Source organism: Leptolyngbya sp. BL0902 (assembly GCF_016403105.1).
GTDB lineage: Bacteria > Cyanobacteriota > Cyanobacteriia > Phormidesmidales > Phormidesmidaceae > Nodosilinea.
The window spans coordinates 506,234-523,239 of record NZ_CP046155.1 but is presented as its reverse complement, the minus strand read 5'-3'; the positions used below and the strand labels follow the sequence as shown (position 1 = coordinate 523,239).

Sequence of the window (17,006 nt, the reverse complement as noted above, 5' to 3'; positions counted from 1 at the left end):
ATTCCATATGCCAGATTAGAGAAGCACGCCCCAAGCGACGCTACGGTTGGTGGCATGGAAAGCCCTGCGGTGCCCAGGATGTTGTCCATGATCGTTCCAGGTTGAATCCGGCTACTCAAGAATTTAGGAGCGAAGATCGTGGTAAACCTGCGGGTCAGACAGTGGCGTTTTCGGACGCAGCTTTTGTCGGTGATGGTTCTTTTAGTTGCTGTTCCCGTCATTACCCTAGGGGCCGTTCTCTATGGCTCCACCCGTCAACATACCCTTGTGCAGGTGGAACAGGATTTGCAGCACCACACCCAGACCCTGATTGAGCAGGCTCGTATTGTTCATCAGCTCGGCCTAGAGAAACTCGATGCTGATTTGGCGACAGCCCAGTACATTTTGGCGGAGGGGGGAACCATCTCGCTAGACGAGCAAAACCGCCGCACCCTGACTATTACCAACCAGATTAGCCAGCAGACTACCGCCGTTGATGTGCCCATGCTCACCATCGATGGGCAGCCTTTGTGGGAGAGCCATGCACTGGTAGATCGGATGAAGTTTTCTTCTCAGTTAACAGCAACGATTTTCCAGTACTTACCTGAGGGATTACTACGAGTTTCAACCAATGTTCTAAACCAAGATCAATCGCGGGCTAATCGAGAATTTAATCATATCTTGTTGGCCCTAGCGCGAATGCAGCAACAGCTCCAAGACATGGTGGGCCAAATTGCCCAGGCGGCCCACAGTATGTCAGCGACCTCTCAAGAACTAGGGGCCAGTGTTCAAACTGTTATGCTCACGGTGGAGCAGGTCGTCACCAATATTGCAGAGATTACCCAAGGTGCTCAGGAAACTCATCAACTAGCTCAACAGGGAGAACAGGCTGCTCGTCAGGCGGAAATAAGGAATGCAGGCTATTCGCCAAAGTTTGGGGGCGTCTTCCCAGGCCATCGGCAATTTAGACTATAAAACCGCAACTATCGATCACATGGCCACGCTAATTCACGACATTTCGCAGCAAACCAACCTGCTAGCCCTGAATGCCGCCATTGAAGCAACACGGGCCGGAGATTCTGGCCAGGGATTTGCCGTTGTAGCCAAGGAAATTCGCCGCCTTTCCGATGAGGTAAAACAGGGTACAGCGGAGATTCAGCAGTCGGTTGCTGACTTGATGCAGACGCTCAAACAGACCTCCACCACCGTCCAGGCGGGCCATAGCCAAGTGGTGCTCCATCGCCAAGGCATTGACAACGCCCTCAATGCCCTCAACGCTGTCTCCCACCAGGTTGATCACATTGCGCTTGCGGTCGCTGACCTAAAGCGCACCAAGGAGATTTCCCACTCCATGGGAGAGGTCAGCGCGGTGGTAGCCAACCTTTCTTGCATGGCCCAGGAACTTCAGGGCTTAGTCAGTCAGTTCCGCTGGTAAGCACCCCGATCAAAAACTTCGCCTTTTTCTTCCATTTTCCTAGGCAACCCCTTGGGAGGTGATTCGTTCTATGCTATAGTTCTTAATCGTGGGTTGAGTTTGTAGGACTCAGCGCCATGCTACGGCTCAGTAGCTCAGTGGTAGAGCAGGGGACTCATAAGCCCTTGGTCGCGTGTTCAAATCACGCCTGAGCCATTTTACCGCCTCCAAATTAGGTGCGGCAAATCTACCAAAAACTCAGTTGTCGGAGAACCTAAAGCCCCAGCGATGTCTAGGGAAGCTGACTAGCCGACAAAAGGTTTTGCTGTGGGCGCGAAAACCATGCCCCCACAGCATTGGGTTCACCTAGGGGTCAGGTCTCCTGCCCCTCTAACAGCTATGGGCTCTAGCCAGTTTTGTCAGTCAACCCGCTAGGGAAGAGTTCTCTGGCGGGTAGGATTGCCTAGCTTTGCCGCATGGAAACCGGGGCATTAAGCACTGGTAAACAGCTTGCCCAGCAGGGCATGAATAGGTCGGCCACTTTATAGTAGGCAGTGCGATTTTGGGTGTGTTGTTTTGGTTGAGCTTAGCCCTGGCCCATACTGAATCTTGAGTCATTTTATGAGGCGTGTGATCCTACCCAGCCGCTGCGGGATCGGCATTATTCTGAAAAATTTAGGGAATTGAGCACAGCGGTGTTGTGGTGACATTTATGAAGATTCAGTCTTTCACGACCTTGGGCATTTTTTGGGAGGTGGCCTGTCGGTTTTACCGACAAGGGTGGGTATGCTGGGAAAACTACGACCATCGGGCGCTAGATTTTCTCGGCAGTTTCCTCCGATAACTAGAAGCCTGATTACGTGGTTATCTGTGGGATGTTTGCGCGATTCAGATCGCGCTTATTCTTGGTCGTTCGCCTTCTGATTAACCTCAAGCGTGCGTGGGAGCACTCATTTGAGCGTCTTCACCCCCTGGCTGATCTAATCCATTTGAGGTAGCCAGGGCTCAACCTGGGCCGATACTTCATGCCTCTCATCCCCCTGTCGCCACCGCTGCGGCAGGGGAGATGGGAACTGACTAGGGTGCTTTTACCCAGGGCCAAGTCCTGGGGCGCTGTGCCCTGTATCTGCCTATGCATTTGCTGCATTTTATTTTTAAGGACATAGCTCAATGACCATCAAGATCAGCATCACAGCCGGAACCAATCCCATTGAGGGCATCACCCAAGGGCTCTATACCATCACCCTAGATGGCCCTGCCCCCGTCGGTGGTCTAACGGTCAACTATGGTCTGGCTGGCACCGCCACTAACTTGGTGGACTACACCCTGATCGCAGGTACGAATATTACCGCCGTCACGGGCGGCAGCTTTACCATTGCTGCGGGGCAAACCACAGCCACCCTGCTGGTTAATGCCATCAATGACGGTCTGGCTGACCCTGACGAAACCGTGCGATTGACCCTTGCTTCGGGGACTGGCTACACCATCCTTCCCTCCCTGACGACCCTGGGGTCGGCCACTGTGGATGCTTTCCCTATCTCGGTGGCCGTGGGTGACTTCAACGGCGATGGCAATCTCGATCTCATCACGGTTAGCTTGAACAATACGGTTTCCCTGCGCCTGGGGGATGGCTTAGGGGGATTTTCGGGCAGTACCAATCTACCTAGTGGTGGTGTGGCTGCCCGTTTTGTGGCGGTTGGTGACTTCAATGGCGATGGCAATCTTGATTTCATCACGGCTCATAGTGGCAATCTCGGCAGCAATATTAATAGTGTTGCGGTCAGATTGGGCAACGGATTAGGCGAATTTCTCGCCGCTCCCAATGCAGCCGTCGGCTCAACTCCTGAGTTTTTGGCGGTCGGCGACTTAAATGGCGATGGGAATCTCGATTTTGTCACCCTCAACACGAGTGGCAGCAGCGACCTCCTGGTTCACCTAGGGAATGGGGCAGGGGGCTTCTCCACTGTGGCGACGGCGGTCGGCGTTGGTGCCGGGCCTCAGTCGGTGGCGATGGGCGATTTTAATGGCGATGGCCACCTCGACTTGGCCGTGGCTAGCTTCGGCCTCGGTGGTGTTGCCATTCGCCTGGGGGATGGCACAGGGGGCTTCTCCGCTGCGGATACTGTGTTGACGGGGTTCCGGCCTCAGTCGGTGGCGCTGGGCGACTTTAATGGCGATGGCCACCTCGATTTGGCCGTGGCCAACAACGGGACTAGTACCGTTTCTATCCGCCTGGGAGATGGCGCAGGGGGCTTCTCTGGCACCACCGATGTAGCCGTTGGTACATCGCCCATCTCGGTGGCAGTCGGCGATTTTAACGGCGATGGCCACCTTGATTTTGTCACGGCTAATCGTCATTCGTCCGACACCAGTTTGAGGGTGTACCTGGGGGATGGACTGGGCGGATTCTCAGGCAACATCAGGCTAGCCTTAGACAATGAACCCAACGCCATTGCCCTGGGCGACTTCAATGGGGATGGCCACATCGACTTTGCTACCTCGCTGCGTTCCGGCAACCAGGTTGTCATTGCCTCCACCTCTGGGGGTTCCGCAACGCTAACCATTGCTGACCCGCCTGCGGTTAACCTGTCTGTCTCGGCTACCACAGGTAGCGAAGCCGGAACCACAGAAATTACCGTTACGGCTACGGCTTCCAGTGCTGTTACAGGCAACCAGACCGTAGCCGTTGGGGTCTCCGGCACGGGTATCACCACCGAGGACTACGGCCTGAGCAATAACGGCATCATTACCATCGCCGACGGAGCTACCGCAGGTTCTATCACGTTCACCGTCATCGACGATGCCATTCCTGAGGGCACCGAAACAGCGATTCTTACCCTCAACAACCCCTCCACGGGTCTTATGCTGGGCAATAGCATCAGCCAGACAATCACCATCGCCGACAACGACAGCCCACCAACCACAGGCAACGTCACCCTGACCCTCAATGAAGACACGGTGTTCACCTTTGCCAGTCATCTGTTCCCCTTTGCCGATGCCGATACAAGCGATACATTGCAAGGGATTCGTGTGACCCAACTACCCACCGCTGGGCAACTGTTCCTCGATGCTAACAACGACAACCAGGTCAATGCTGGCGAGTTGATTACCGAAAATCAAGACATTGCCGTGGCCAACCTCAACCAACTGAAGTTCAGACCCGCCGCTGATGCCAACGGCTTGGCCTACGCCAGCTTTCAGTTTCAAGTTAGCGATGGCCAGTTTCTGAGCGCGACACCGGGCACCGTGACCTTTAATGTCACTCCCGTCAACGATGCCCCCACGGGAACGGTACGGATTAGCGGCACCGCCACCCAGGGCCAAACCCTCACCGCCAGCAACACCCTCGCCGACCGCGATGGCCTCGGCCCCATTTCCTACCAGTGGCGGGCCGACGGAACCGCCATCCGGGGAGCCACCAATCGCACATTCACCCTCACCCAAGCCCAAGTAGGCAGGGCCATGACCGTTACCGCCAGCTACACCGATGGCTTTGGACGGCGGGAGAGCGTCACTAGTGCCCCCACCCGCGCCGTCGTCAATATCAACGATGCCCCCACGGGAACGGTACGCATCAGCGGCACCGCCACCCAGGGCCAAATCCTCACCGCCAGCAACACCCTGGCCGACCGCGATGGCCTCGGCCCCATTTCTTACCAGTGGCGGGCCGACGGAACCGCCATCCGGGGAGCCACCAATCGCACATTCACCCTCACCCAAGCCCAAGTAGGCAGGGCCATGACCGTTACCGCCAGCTACACCGATGGCTTTGGACGGCGGGAGAGCGTCACTAGTGCCCCCACCCGCGCCGTCGTTAATATCAACGATGCCCCCACGGGAACGGTACGCATCAGCGGCACCGCCACCCAGGGCCAAATTCTCACCGCCAGCAACACCCTGGCCGACCGCGATGGCCTCGGCCCCATTTCCTACCAGTGGCGGGCCGACGGAACCGCCATCCGGGGAGCCACCAGTAGCACATTTACCCTCACCCAGGCCCAAGTAGGCAGGGCCATGACCGTTACCGCCAGCTATACCGATGGCTTTGGACGGCGGGAGAGCGTCACCAGTGCCCCCACCCGCGCCGTCAGTCCTCTAATTGCCGCCCGTTCCAGCCTCACCCTCAGCAGCAGTGCCGACAGCCTCGCCCCCACCCTAGCCACCCCAGGCGGACTCCTGGATCTCAGGGGCCAAAGCTCATCCACCCTCACCCTCAGATTCCAGATGACTCAGGCGTCTACCTTCAATAACACCGTTGGCTTCTACCGTGTAGAAGATACCCAGGGCCGGGTACGCGATCCCCTGACCGGAACGTTGATTCAACCCGGTGGGGCAGGCTATCTACAGGCGGCCTTAGCGAATCGGGCGGTGGGCGACTTGGTGGGTCGCAATGACCGCACAACCACCGTCACCGCCACCTTGGCCACCAACCAACTGCTCAGTACATTCCTGGTGGTAGGTGGCCCCGTGTCGGCCCTGTTGGATACTAATCCTGGGAATGACCCCAGGGTGTTCTTTAACCACGTCGCGGCCAATGGCGACCGCCAAAGCCATGTGCGGCTGCTGGGCCAAAATACGTTGGGCTACGAAGACACCTGGGGCGGCGGCGACCGCGACTTCAACGATGTGATTGTGAGAACGACGGTAGCCTAGCCCCATCGAGGTTGGGGGTCGCCCCGTGGGATGGCCCCCAGGACGGCCACGATTGACCCCCAAGCCCTCGGCGATGGCCCAACGGGTTCCATGTCTGGCAAAACCGCCTGAAGGCGAGACCTGGGGCTGGGGGCAAATCAATGGGCTCTTCGCCAATGCTAGGGGCTTGCCTAGGGTTTGCGGCGAACTTGCCAATGGTGGTGGAGGTAGGTGAGCCCCCCTCCTAGCAGGGGAATAAAGGCCATCAGCAGCAGCCATAGGGGCGAGGGCGGCGGAGAAGGCTGAGCCACCACGAGGGGCGTAAAGGTAAGGCTATCAGCCGAGAGTAGGGGCAGCACGGCCCAAATACGCTGGGGCTCTAGGCTAAACAGGAGAGATTGCCAGGTGTCTGGGTCAGCGATGCCGTTGACTGGGAGCCCTTGGTGAGACTGAAAGGCTTGGACAGCGAGGGCCGTGTTGCTGCCGTAGTATCCGTCGATCTCCCCTTGATACCAGCCCCCTTGGGCGAGGGCGCGTTGGAGGTGCTGAACAGCTTCTCCCTGATCTCCCGGCGCAAGGGGGAGAGGGCTGGGCCAGGGGAAGGTAGGCGAAGGAAGGACTCCAGGCATGGGTAGGCAAGGGATACAGGGGAACAGGAGGCAAGGGGCGCACCGGGCGCACCGGGCATCTGGAGTGAGCCTAGGAGGCCCAGAGACGGGGGATTCTTCTAGGCTGGAGCAAACCCCCAGAGCCAAAGCGGCAAGGTTAATAGTAGCCCGACCGAACTCAGTCCCACACAGGTGACGGAGAGCTCTCGGTCGAGGTTGTAGGCTTCGGACAATACGAGGTTGGCAAAGGCGCTGGGCATCCCAGACTGGAGCACCATCACGAGGCGCGGTGGCCCATCAATGCCGATGGCCGTCAGCCCTAGCCCGACGACGAGGGGCATAATCAGCAGCTTAATCGTTGTCGCTGCCCCGGCCCGAGAGAGGTGTTGCCAGGTGCGAATTTGCTGAAGGCGCAGCCCCATCAACAGCAGACAGAGCATGATAACGCCCCAGGATAGGCTTTGCAGCGCGGTTTCTAGGGTAGGGGGTAGGGGAACAGGCCGCAACGCTAGCCCAGCTAGGAAGGCCAAAATAATGGGATTGCGTATGACCTCCAGCAGCCAGTCAACCCAGGCGGGGCGGGCTAGCCCCTGGGGACGGTCACTATAGTGGGCGGCCAAAATAGCGCCGAGGCCATAGGCTCCAAACAGGGTGCCCAGCACATCGTAGAACAGCGCCCAGCTAAATACCCCCACCCCCAACTGAGGCAGCAGCAACACCACCGGAAAACCAATGTAGCCCGTATTGCCCAGCATTGAGGCGAGGGAGAAGCTGCCCTGGGTGGGGCGGGGCCAGGTTGATCCCCGCCAGGTCATCCACAGACGACTGACCAGGAGGCCCAGCAGCATAGCCCCCCAGGCCACCATTGGGGCAACGTAGACCGCCCCGGTTAAATCCGCTCGTCGCATAAAGCCGACAATGCTGACCGGAATGCCCACCCAGAATAAAAACTTGCCCAGGGCCAAGGGGAACCGCTGGTATAAACGCTGGCTGGGCGCTTGGCTTACCTGGAGGTAGGTCAAGGCTTGCCCCAGCCCGACCCCCGCCAAAATTCCCGCTCCAATGGGCAGATACAGCCGCAGCAAAACCCCAAACAGTGGCATAAGTTGATGCTCTCTTCCCTAGGCCGCTCTGCCTGGATGTGGTGAACCCTACTGTCTGGTTATGGTGCCGCCGGAACCCAGGGGCGTCAAGGCGGGTTGTCATGGCGTCCAGTCCAGGGGTAATAATGATATCGAACTCTGCACCAACCCTATGCTGCCCTTGGACGATCTCCCAGAAGCGACTCGAGACCAACCCCTAGGGTATCGCCAACCCAAGACGGGATATCCCTGGCGGGCCTTGCCTCGCTGGGGGCGATGGGCGGCGGTCGCCGGACTGGTGATGCTAGTAGCCCTAGCGACAGGCAGTGGGATGGCCTGGTATCGCGGGTCGTCCGTTCAGGGGGTACAGCCCATGCAAGGCGTGATTGCTCAGTCGGGGGTGGCTCCCCAGGCGGGCATGGCTAGCACCGAGGCTCGCAATCGTGCCCTGCAATTGGCCCCCACCAGCCGTACCCTGCTGGGCCATCGGGCCTATGCCGAAGCCCCCGAAGCTGATCTGGTGCCCCTGTCGATGAACCGCCAGATTCGGCTCCGCACCAGCGCGGCCAGACAGTTTGAAGCGATGGTACAGGCAGCGCGGCAGGATGGGGCGCAGATCGTCCCACTCTCAGGGTTTCGCTCCCATCGCGAGCAGGAGGAGATTTTCTTTGGCGTCCGCGCCGCCCGTGGCCAAGATGCCCAAACCCGCGCCGAGGTTAGCGCCCCTCCCGGCTATAGCGAACACCACACGGGCTACGCCATCGACATCGGTGACGGCACCCAAACGGGCACCCACCTAAGCCAATCCTTTGAAAACACCCGCGCCTATCGCTGGATGGACGCCAACGCCAGCCGCTACGGCTTTGAGCTCTCTTTCCCGCGCAATAACGATCAGGGCATTGCCTTCGAGCCCTGGCACTGGCGCTTTACGGGTGATATTGACAGCCTGGAAACGTTTTATCAGCAAGACCCCTAGGCCTCCACCCGCCAAAAGTAAACAGCGGCGATGATGATTAAGCTGAGTAATGCCAGGGGCACCCAGAGCGCATTTCCAGTCATCATGGGGCTAACCTCCGGTGTCTCGATGACGCGATAGCTGTTATGACTGTATCCGACCGCCTTGCCTTTTTGCAGGAGCGCACCCCCCTCGGCCTGCTCCCCCCGGCCACCCTGGCCGAAATCGCCCGCTGCCTTCAGGTGATAACCCTGCCCGCCCATCGGGCCGTGGTCACAGCGGAACAGCCCCCAGAGGGTTTGTATTTGCTGTGGCAGGGCAAACTAGAAACCTTGGAAACTGGCGTGGGGGGCATCAGTTTTTTGCCCGGTGCGGTGCTGAATCTGGAGGCACTCTTACTCAATCAGCCCGTGGCGCAAACGGTGCAAACCCTCACCGAAAGCACCCTCTGGTTTGTCGAGCGAGACCAGTTCCAGCGGTTAGTGCAGGACTACCCAGATATTCTGCAAACCTTCACCCGGCAACTGGTAGAGGCGGTGCGGCGGCTCTCCTTTCAGTTCAGCTACGAGCAAGAACGACAGGCCATTTTGCGCCCCTACCTGGTGACGCGGGCCAGCCGAGGGGTGGTGGGCCGCAGTCGCTATGCAGATCGGCTGCGGGGCCAACTGCGCGAGGCCGCAGCGGATCGTCAACCCGTGCTGATTTTTGGCGAACCGGGCCTAGAAAAGGACAACCTCGCCGCCCTGGTTCACTATGGATCTAGCCAGCGGCGTACCCCCATGGTGCAGGTGGATTGCAGCCAACTTCAGGCCAGCGGGGCAGATTTGTTTGGACGAGCGGGGGGAAAGCCGGGACTGCTGGCAGCCTTGGGGGAAGGCACCCTGGTACTCAGTAATCCGGGGGAACTGGATCCAGATTTGCGGGAACCCGTGGCGCGGCTGATGCAAACCGGGCAGTACCAGCCCGTCAGCCGCGAGGGGGAAACGGTGCCGATGCAGGTTTCCAACGCCCGAATTATCCTGATTTCTGAACAGGCGGTAGCGGCACTGGATAATCGGGTAGCCCACCGCATCAAGGTGCCCCCCCTGCGGGTACGCAAAGCCGACATCGACGACTGGGTGAACTACTACCTGGCCCTGTGGTGTCGGCGGCGGCGGCAAGCGCGGCTCACCCTGGCCCCCGAAGCCCTGCGACGGCTCCAAGCCTACGACTTCCCCAACAACCTGCGGGAACTCCAAAGCCTGGTGGAACGGGCCGCCTCCCAACGGGTCTCTGGCGACACCATCACCGAAGAACTGATCTGGCCCAACCAAGGGAAAAAACGCCTGCTGCGGCTGAACCTGCTCAACCGCTATCCCCAACTGCGGCGCTTTCTACGCAGCCCCTGGTGGCCCAATCGCATCAACTACGGCCTCACCCTAACGCTGTTTGCGGTGGTGGTGGGCGTTCTGTGCCTTGGCCCCCAGGCACGGCAGCACAACGCCGCCCTCACGGTGTTTTGGGCCTGGTGGTGGCCCCTGATTTTGCTGGGCTTTCCGTTCGTGGGACGGCTGTGGTGTTCGGTGTGCCCGTTTATGATCTACGGCGAAGTCACCCAAACGCTGACTCAACAGTGGTTTCCGGGCTTAAGCAAACGCTGGCCCCGACAGGCGGCAGATCGCTGGGGCGGCTGGTTCATGTTTGGCCTCTTTGCCCTGATCTTGGTCTGGGAAGAGGTCTGGGACTTGGAAGACACCGCCTACCTCTCCGCCTGCCTGCTGCTGCTGATTACCGCCGGGGCCATGATCTTCTCCGCCCTGTTTGAACGCCGTTTTTGGTGTCGCTACCTCTGCCCCATCGGCGGTATGAACGGCCTTTTCGCCAAGCTCTCCATGACGGAACTTCGCGCCCAGCAGGGCATTTGCTCGGCGGAATGCACCACCTATCAATGCTACAAAGGTGGCCCCGCCAAGGGAGAAGGCCAGGACACCCTCGGCTGCCCCCTCTATTCCCACCCGGCCCAACTGGAGGACAACCGCGATTGCGTGCTGTGTATGACCTGCCTAAAAGCCTGCCCCCACCGCTCGGTGGAGTTCAACTTGCGCCCCCCCGGCATTGAACTGTGGACCACCCACCAGCCCCGTTCCTACGAAGTCGCGCTGATGTTTTTGCTGTTGGGGGCGGTTTATCTCCACCGTCTGCCCGAAATTCAAACCCAGTGGGGCATTGCCCTGCCTGTGGATACCCTGGCTGGGCACAGCCTTGTGTCGATGCTGCTGCTGACCCTGCCCGCTGGGCTCCCCCTCGCCCTAGAGGGGCTGTACCGTCTGCTGCGGTGGCGCTATCCCACCCTGGCAGCGCGATCTTTTATTAGACTGGCCTATGGCTATTTGCCCCTAGTGTGGGCCGCCAATCTCGCCCACTATCTGCGGTTGGGCTTGCTAGAGGGCGGACGAGTCCTGCCTGTGCTGGGCGACACCCTGGGCCTCACAGATGTTCCCTGGCCCTTTTGGATCGCCGATCCAGCGGTGGTGGCCTTTCTCCAGGGCGTGACGCTACTGCTAGGGGTTATCCTCTCCCTAGGGCTGACGGGTAAGCTCCATCGTCAGGCAGGTCTGTCTCGCTGGGGCCAGCAGGGCTGCACCCTCGTCTACGGCATCAGCCTGTGGGGGCTAATTGTTGGGTACTAGCGTTGGAGAGAGGGCCACAGCGCTACCCAAGCAACCCCAGAGAAATCACCCAGTAAAAACGGTGATGGGCGCACCCACCACCGTCAGCCATCGCTCTAGACCTTCGTAGACAACGAGAGACCACTACTTTTTAGTGTTGTGCCCGTCAGAGACTAAGCGGCCCTGGCTAGGGTTGATGGGCTGTCAATATCCCCACAATGTAGATGGAGGGATTTCAACCATAGGAACGCTTAATCCTAAATCCCGGCTGTTCACCCCCAAATTAAAAACCGAGCTCGCTCAGGCTGAGCTTGCCGTTGGTGCAGCCTCCTCAACGAGGAAAACCTCGATTGATTTAGGGGGTCTTTGATTCGGATTTAGTATAGGTGAAGCTATCTCGCGAAAGATTAATCTGACAACTTAATCTGACAACAAGGATTAGTCTGGCAACTTGGCAATAGGAAGACAACCCACTAGGGGGCACTATCGGAGGGCATCACCCAATGGGTGCCGCCACCCTGCCGCCGTCCAGGGAACTCATCGCGACTGTTGGCGCTGGCTACCGAGGCCGTACCAAAGGCTTGAAACAGCAGCATGACTCCTAGAGAGAGGGTGCCAATGGTAAGCACAAGGCGGTGAGGACAAGAGGACTGCAAAGTCAGTTGCTTCATAGCGGTATATCGTTACGGCCCCAGAATACTTTTTGCCCGCAGAGGGAAGAATTCTGAGGGTAGACGCTCCCTAAAGAACAGTGTTAAAAACCTGATAGTTCTATTAACGCTGATGAGGAGCGTACCCGCGACGGGGGAGACACTGAGACAAAGCCTAAGAATATTCACTAGCCTTTATAGATAATTCTGAAAGAATTCATATTTCTTCAGTAAAGTTTCTCAGTAAGCCCATCATCAGCCGATAATAACGGTCAGCGAAGCTGCGCCGCCTCTGTCAGCAAGAAAAAAGCCTAAGTAGGTATACGCAATTTCTCCCTAGAGCGCTACCCTCACCCCGTTCTCTTGGGAGAGCAATAAACCGATGGAAATGTCGTTTTTGGCTAAAACATCGGTTAATTCTTGGCCCAGGTTAACAATTCCTAACAAAAAGGGCGTGAAAGGATTGTGTCAGCGGTCATCTTTGCAGCCACCCGTAGCCCAGGCCAAGGGCTAGGACAGCACCGATGGCGGTATTGATGATGTTGACCAACTCGTTTGTAAGCCAGGGGGTTTGGGTTTGCAGGGTTGCCCCAATCACGCTTTCGAGGTTGGTGGCGATGAAGGCGGCCACTAGGCACAGGGCAATCCCCCAGACAGGAATAAGCCCAACGCCCCAGCCAACCAGGGCAATGGCTAAAGATCCCCCCAACCCGGCCAGGGTGCCCTCTAGGCTGACCGCGCCCTCAGTGCCGGGAGGGGCAGGCTGAAGGGTGGTGATGAGAAAAGTGCGCTTGCCGTAGGCTTTGCCCACTTCGCTGGCGGTGGTATCGGCCAGTTTGGTGCTGAAGCTGCTGACGTAGGCCAGAGCCAACAACTGAGGCCAGGGCGCGGGCTCTCCCGCTGCAAACCCCACGGAAAGCCCAACGATGGCTAAGGCACAGAGGGCACCCACCAGGGCAGAACCCCAGACATTTTCTGGCCCCCGCACTCCTGACCGACCTTCGGCAATGCCTGCGGCTAGCTTCCGCGCCATGCCCACCCGCGTTACCGCCGAGCCCAGCAGGAAGTAGACCATCACCACGGCATAGCCCTGCCAGCCTAGGGCACCCCACACCAGCACCCCCAATATCCAGGCATGTAGGTATCCGGCGGGGGTGAGCAGTTTTTTGGGCAGCCCCCAGGCAAGACCCAGCAGCAGCGTATTTAATCCTGCGCCCACCACCCAAGGGAAGAGGGCCGTTAACCCAGTCGATAGTGCCATGGTGTGTTCTTATTAGGCATAGGTCTTGTGCAAGTGGAGGCAGTTGCCTTGGTCGGTGGGGCAATAGCTGAGGTGATCGGCCACGAGGTACATGATTTTTAGGCCGCGACCGCCTTCGTCATGGAGGCTGTGGGTGCGAAGTTTGGTTTTTAGCACCGTGTTGAGGTCAAATCCTGGCCCTTGATCCCAAATTCGGATGTCGATGGTGCGGTTGGAAATGCTGACTTCGATGGTGACGGGGGTGGTGCTGGGCAGGCCCCCATGGGCATGGCGGATGGCGTTGGTAAAGCCCTCAATAAGCGCTAGTTGACACTGCAACCACAGAGGACGGGGAACGGGAGCTGTTTGAAACTGGTCAAACCAAGTCAGCACCGATTGCAGGGCTGTGGGATCGGTGGGAACTTGAATTTGACTGGTTTGTTGGTAGCTCAAGTTGGTTTTTGGTGCCGCTACATTGTCTTGCATGGTAGGCCCAACGTTCATGGAGCAGTCGCCGCCCCTTAAGAGAGTGTAATCGCTCAGTGCTCCATCGCGTCCAAAGACTTGGGAACGGCAGTTGTCAGCACCTCATGCCCTATCTCCGTCACCAGCACATCGTCTTCAATGCGGATGCCGATGCCGCGCCAGCGATCTTCAATGGGGGGCTGGCCTTCGGCGGGTTCGTAATAGGGAGAAATATAAATCCCTGGCTCCACCGTCACCACGTTGCCCGCCTCAAAGGGTTTCCAGGTTTTGTCGGGGTTGCGAAGAATGCCCGCATCATGGACATCTAGCCCCAGAAAATGCCCGGTGCCGTGCATGAAAAACGCCTTGTGCTTTTTCTCTTCAATCAGATCCTCCACCGATCCGGACAGCAAGCCCAACTCCACCATGCCCTCGGTGAGGGTGCGGGTGGCGGCATCGTGGAAGGCATTAAACGGCGCACCGGGCTGCACGGCGTCAATGGCCTTGAGTTGGGCTTCTAGCACCAGTTCGTACAAAATCCGCTGCTCTGGGCTGAATTGCCCTCCCACCGGGAAGGTGCGGGTAATGTCGGCATTGTAGTAGTCGTAGGCACATCCGGCGTCGATGAGCAGCAGGTCGCCCGCTTGCATTTGGCGGGTGTTTTCGATGTAGTGGAGGATGCAGGCATTATCGCCGGAGGCCACGATGGAGGGATAGGCTGGCCCCATCGCCCCTTCGAGCCGGAAAATGTGCTCCATTTCCGCCTGAATTTCGTACTCGTAGCGACCGGGGGCGGTAATCTCCCGCGCATGGTTGTGGGCCTTGGCGGCAATGGCGATGGCCCGCCGCAGCCGTTCCAGTTCGTCGCTGTCCTTCACCCGCCGCAGGGTTTGCATCAGCAATCCGGCATCTTCAATGGCCACCGGGCCAGTGCCGCGCTTGGGATAGGTGGCCAACAGCCGCTGCCACTGCTTTAAGATCGTGGTGTTGAGGGCTTGGTCGTGACCAAAGTGGTAGTAGAGCCGATCCGCCTGGGCCAGATACTTCGGCAGATGTTCTCCCAACTCGGCAATGGGGTAGACCTCATCGGCTCCGTAGCGTTCCTTAGCCTGCTCGATGCCCACCCGATAGCCCGACCAGATTTCTTTTTCCAAATCCTTGGGCCGCACAAACAGCACAAAGCGGTGGCGGTGGTGGGGGGCCAACACCGCCACCGCTTCCGGTTCGTTGAACCCGGTGAGGTAGTAGAAATTGCTGTCTTGGCGGAAGGGATACTCCACATCGTTGTGCATCACCGCCGTAGGGGCGCTGGCAAAAATAGCGGTACCGCCCCCAATCAACTCCATCACGCGCTGGCGGCGCTGGGCATAGACATTAACCATAGGAATGCAGAAACTCGACAAGAACAGCGGTACGACGTAGGTGCAGACTTGAGATCCAGGCGTTGGGTGTGGCTCCCCCTCAGCTTCAGCCGCTCCCAACGGGGTGAGAGCGGCCCGCTTGGCCACCTTTGGCCTAGGTCAAAACCTGCCAAGACCAGGGCAGGGATCGGCCCTCTGCCACGGGTTTGGGTCTAGCCTGCACCGTCATCTATGCACTTATATATAACGTAATCCCGCCGCCAAAGCCGCGCCATATACCGCCGCCCTCACACTGGGGACTGCGCCCACAGACGGCTGAGGCCCTAGGCGCGGGGGTATTGGTAGACCTGAATCCGCATCCCCTCGTTGGGCAGATCGCTGGGCCGAATGGAAAGGGTGCCCTGGGGAGCGCGGGTGACGGGGGTGCCCTGCATCAGTGCTAGGAAGTCGTCTAGGGGGCTAAGGTCACAGGTGTCGTTGGCGGCGGTCGTGAGGTAGTGGGTGGGGATGACTACCTTGGGCCGCAACACCTGGATGGCCTGCACCGCTTCTTCCGCCGTATAGGCTTTGGGGCCACCGCCCACGGGCACCAGCAGCACATCGGGCCGTCCTAGCAAAATCTGATCCTCCACCCGCAGGGGAGCGGCTGCGCCACCCATGTGGATAATCGTGACGCCAGCCTGCGTCCATCGCCAGATGGTGTTGGTGCCAAAGCGGCGTCCGCCCTCGCGGTCGTGGGGGGCGCTCACGCCCTGAATCCGCAGACTGCCGATGTCGTAGACTCCGGGCTCGGCCAACACCTGGGGATTGCCGGGGAGGTCGTTGAGGTAGCCCTCGTCTAGCAGGCGGCTGCTAATCATCACAATGTCGGCGGGCTGGGCTGGGGAAGGGAAGCCCTCGGTGCAACCTAGGCGGCGGAAGGGGTTGGACAAAATTCGCTGACCGCCTCCGGTAAACAGAAAAGCGGTGTGGCCCAAACTGCGGAGGGTGAGCCGATCCGCCTGCTGCGCCTGGACGGCCTGACGATTCATCAGCCCTAGGCCCACGGTGGCCCCTAACCCAGATCCTGCATAACCCAATAGTTTGCGCCGTTTCATGGCCGTTTTCCTCTCCCACACTGCATTATTAGGTCGCCCTAGATAGTTTAGTCTAGACTGACCCTACCCACGGTAAAGCGGTTCCCAGGCCAGTTTTCAGCACTGGACAAGAGCCCGATAATTCTGAGCGAGGGCAAGATTAGGACGTTAGGACAACGCGATGGGATACAGCAGGTTTTGGCTTACGGTTCCAGCAATCACGGCTAGAGGCAGATCTAGGGGCGTCGGGATGCGCCTTGGTGGGCTGATCGCCGTAGGGTTGATGGCGGCCTGTGCGCCGAGCCCCCCTCGTTCAACGGCCCCAAACCCCATGCCCACGACGGGGGTGCCCCTAGGGTTGGCGGTCAACCCCAATGTGACGGAAATCGCCCCCGATCAACTGCCGCCCGTGGCCCAGGGGCAAGTGGTCTACGTTCCGGTGTATTCCGAAATCTACGACTTTGGCCCCAGTCGCCCCTTTCAGCTCACCGCCACCCTAAGCCTGCGCAATACCGACCCCGTCCACCCCATTTTTGTGGAAGCGGTGGATTACTATGACTCCAGCGGTACCCTGGTTACGGCCTATCTCAGCCAACCCCTAAAGCTTGGCCCGCTGGCTTCCACCGCCGTAGTGGTGGAAAGCGGCAATACCTTCGGTGGCTCCGGGGCCAATTTCCTCGTCACCTGGCGGGCGGCAACCTCGGTTAGCGATCCGGTGATTGAGGCGGTGATGATTAGTACCGCCTCCCAGCAGGGGGTCTCCTTTCTCAGTCTGGGCCGGGTGATTGAGGAACGTTAGCCGAGGGAAGGCTAGCCGCTAGAGCAGGCGCAGATCCAAGGAAGGCACCTGATAGGATGGGGAAACGTCCCCCTTGTTGCCCCCCAGTATCTTCACC

The 17,006-nt window shown here is 58.9% G+C and carries 14 protein-coding genes and 1 tRNA gene; 8 read left to right on the top strand and 7 right to left on the bottom strand.

All coding sequences use genetic code 11. From position 1 onward, the window contains the following. Window positions 1-138 precede the first annotated feature (138 nt). From GFS31_RS02405 to GFS31_RS02390, 5 genes are all read left to right on the top strand, one after another. Window positions 139-954 (top strand): Cache 3/Cache 2 fusion domain-containing protein, encoded by an 816-nt coding sequence (locus tag GFS31_RS02405; protein WP_198806705.1) that lies wholly within the window; start codon window positions 139-141, stop codon window positions 952-954. Continuing rightward, on the top strand, window positions 893-1,414 hold the full coding sequence (locus GFS31_RS02400) for a methyl-accepting chemotaxis protein (protein ID WP_198806704.1): 522 nt from the start codon (window positions 893-895) through the stop codon (window positions 1,412-1,414). Before GFS31_RS02405 ends, GFS31_RS02400 begins: the two co-directional genes overlap by 62 nt. Before the next feature lie 123 nt (window positions 1,415-1,537). Next, window positions 1,538-1,609, top strand: a tRNA-Met gene (locus GFS31_RS02395). A 496-nt stretch (window positions 1,610-2,105) separates the two neighbouring features. Next, window positions 2,106-2,237 (top strand): hypothetical protein, encoded by a 132-nt coding sequence (locus GFS31_RS21205; RefSeq protein WP_263974885.1) that lies wholly within the window; start codon window positions 2,106-2,108, stop codon window positions 2,235-2,237. Window positions 2,238-2,563: 326 nt separating this feature from the next. After that, on the top strand, window positions 2,564-6,046 hold the full coding sequence (locus GFS31_RS02390; protein WP_198806703.1) for an FG-GAP-like repeat-containing protein: 3,483 nt from the start codon (window positions 2,564-2,566) through the stop codon (window positions 6,044-6,046). A gap of 170 nt (window positions 6,047-6,216) precedes the next feature. Here the strand turns inward: GFS31_RS02390 and GFS31_RS02385 are convergent, their stop codons facing one another. Both GFS31_RS02385 and GFS31_RS02380 read right to left on the bottom strand, forming a co-directional pair. Beyond that, the gene (locus tag GFS31_RS02385; RefSeq protein WP_198806702.1) at window positions 6,217-6,654 is read right to left on the bottom strand and encodes a peptidoglycan-binding domain-containing protein; all 438 of its coding nucleotides are present in this window, start codon (window positions 6,652-6,654) and stop codon (window positions 6,217-6,219) included. A gap of 98 nt (window positions 6,655-6,752) precedes the next feature. Then, a complete protein-coding gene (locus GFS31_RS02380) occupies window positions 6,753-7,736 on the bottom strand; it encodes an AEC family transporter (RefSeq protein ID WP_198806701.1) in 984 nt (327 codons plus the stop codon). Window positions 7,737-7,887: 151 nt separating this feature from the next. On the opposite strand from GFS31_RS02380, the gene GFS31_RS02375 reads away from it, so the two are divergent. Together GFS31_RS02375 and GFS31_RS02370 are read left to right on the top strand one after the other, a co-directional pair. Then, window positions 7,888-8,691: a D-alanyl-D-alanine carboxypeptidase family protein gene (locus tag GFS31_RS02375; RefSeq protein ID WP_198806700.1), complete on the top strand. Its 804-nt coding sequence runs from the start codon at window positions 7,888-7,890 to the stop codon at window positions 8,689-8,691. A 125-nt stretch (window positions 8,692-8,816) separates the two neighbouring features. Then, window positions 8,817-11,339, top strand: a complete 2,523-nt coding sequence (locus GFS31_RS02370) for a sigma 54-interacting transcriptional regulator (protein WP_198806699.1) — start codon at window positions 8,817-8,819, stop codon at window positions 11,337-11,339. Window positions 11,340-11,791: 452 nt separating this feature from the next. Here GFS31_RS02370 and GFS31_RS02365 read toward each other — a convergent pair whose 3' ends face one another. The 5 genes from GFS31_RS02365 to GFS31_RS02345 form a co-directional block, all read right to left on the bottom strand. After that, window positions 11,792-11,989 (bottom strand): hypothetical protein, encoded by a 198-nt coding sequence (locus tag GFS31_RS02365; protein WP_198806698.1) that lies wholly within the window; start codon window positions 11,987-11,989, stop codon window positions 11,792-11,794. 454 nt (window positions 11,990-12,443) lie between these two features. Then, window positions 12,444-13,229 carry a TIGR00297 family protein gene (locus GFS31_RS02360; RefSeq protein ID WP_198806697.1) on the bottom strand — a complete coding sequence of 262 codons (786 nt, stop codon included), beginning with the start codon at window positions 13,227-13,229 and terminating at the stop codon, window positions 12,444-12,446. A 12-nt stretch (window positions 13,230-13,241) separates the two neighbouring features. Then, window positions 13,242-13,712, bottom strand: coding sequence for an ATP-binding protein (locus GFS31_RS02355; protein ID WP_225907538.1), 471 nt, complete (start codon window positions 13,710-13,712; stop codon window positions 13,242-13,244). A 35-nt stretch (window positions 13,713-13,747) separates the two neighbouring features. Further along, entirely contained in the window at window positions 13,748-15,055 is a 1,308-nt protein-coding gene (locus GFS31_RS02350) for an aminopeptidase P N-terminal domain-containing protein (protein WP_198806696.1), read from the bottom strand. Between the two features lie 302 nt (window positions 15,056-15,357). Then, window positions 15,358-16,131 (bottom strand): MBL fold metallo-hydrolase, encoded by a 774-nt coding sequence (locus GFS31_RS02345; RefSeq protein ID WP_198806695.1) that lies wholly within the window; start codon window positions 16,129-16,131, stop codon window positions 15,358-15,360. Between the two features lie 310 nt (window positions 16,132-16,441). On the opposite strand from GFS31_RS02345, the gene GFS31_RS02340 reads away from it, so the two are divergent. Continuing rightward, window positions 16,442-16,909, top strand: coding sequence for a DUF3124 domain-containing protein (locus GFS31_RS02340; protein ID WP_225907537.1), 468 nt, complete (start codon window positions 16,442-16,444; stop codon window positions 16,907-16,909). Window positions 16,910-17,006: the final 97 nt, after the last annotated feature.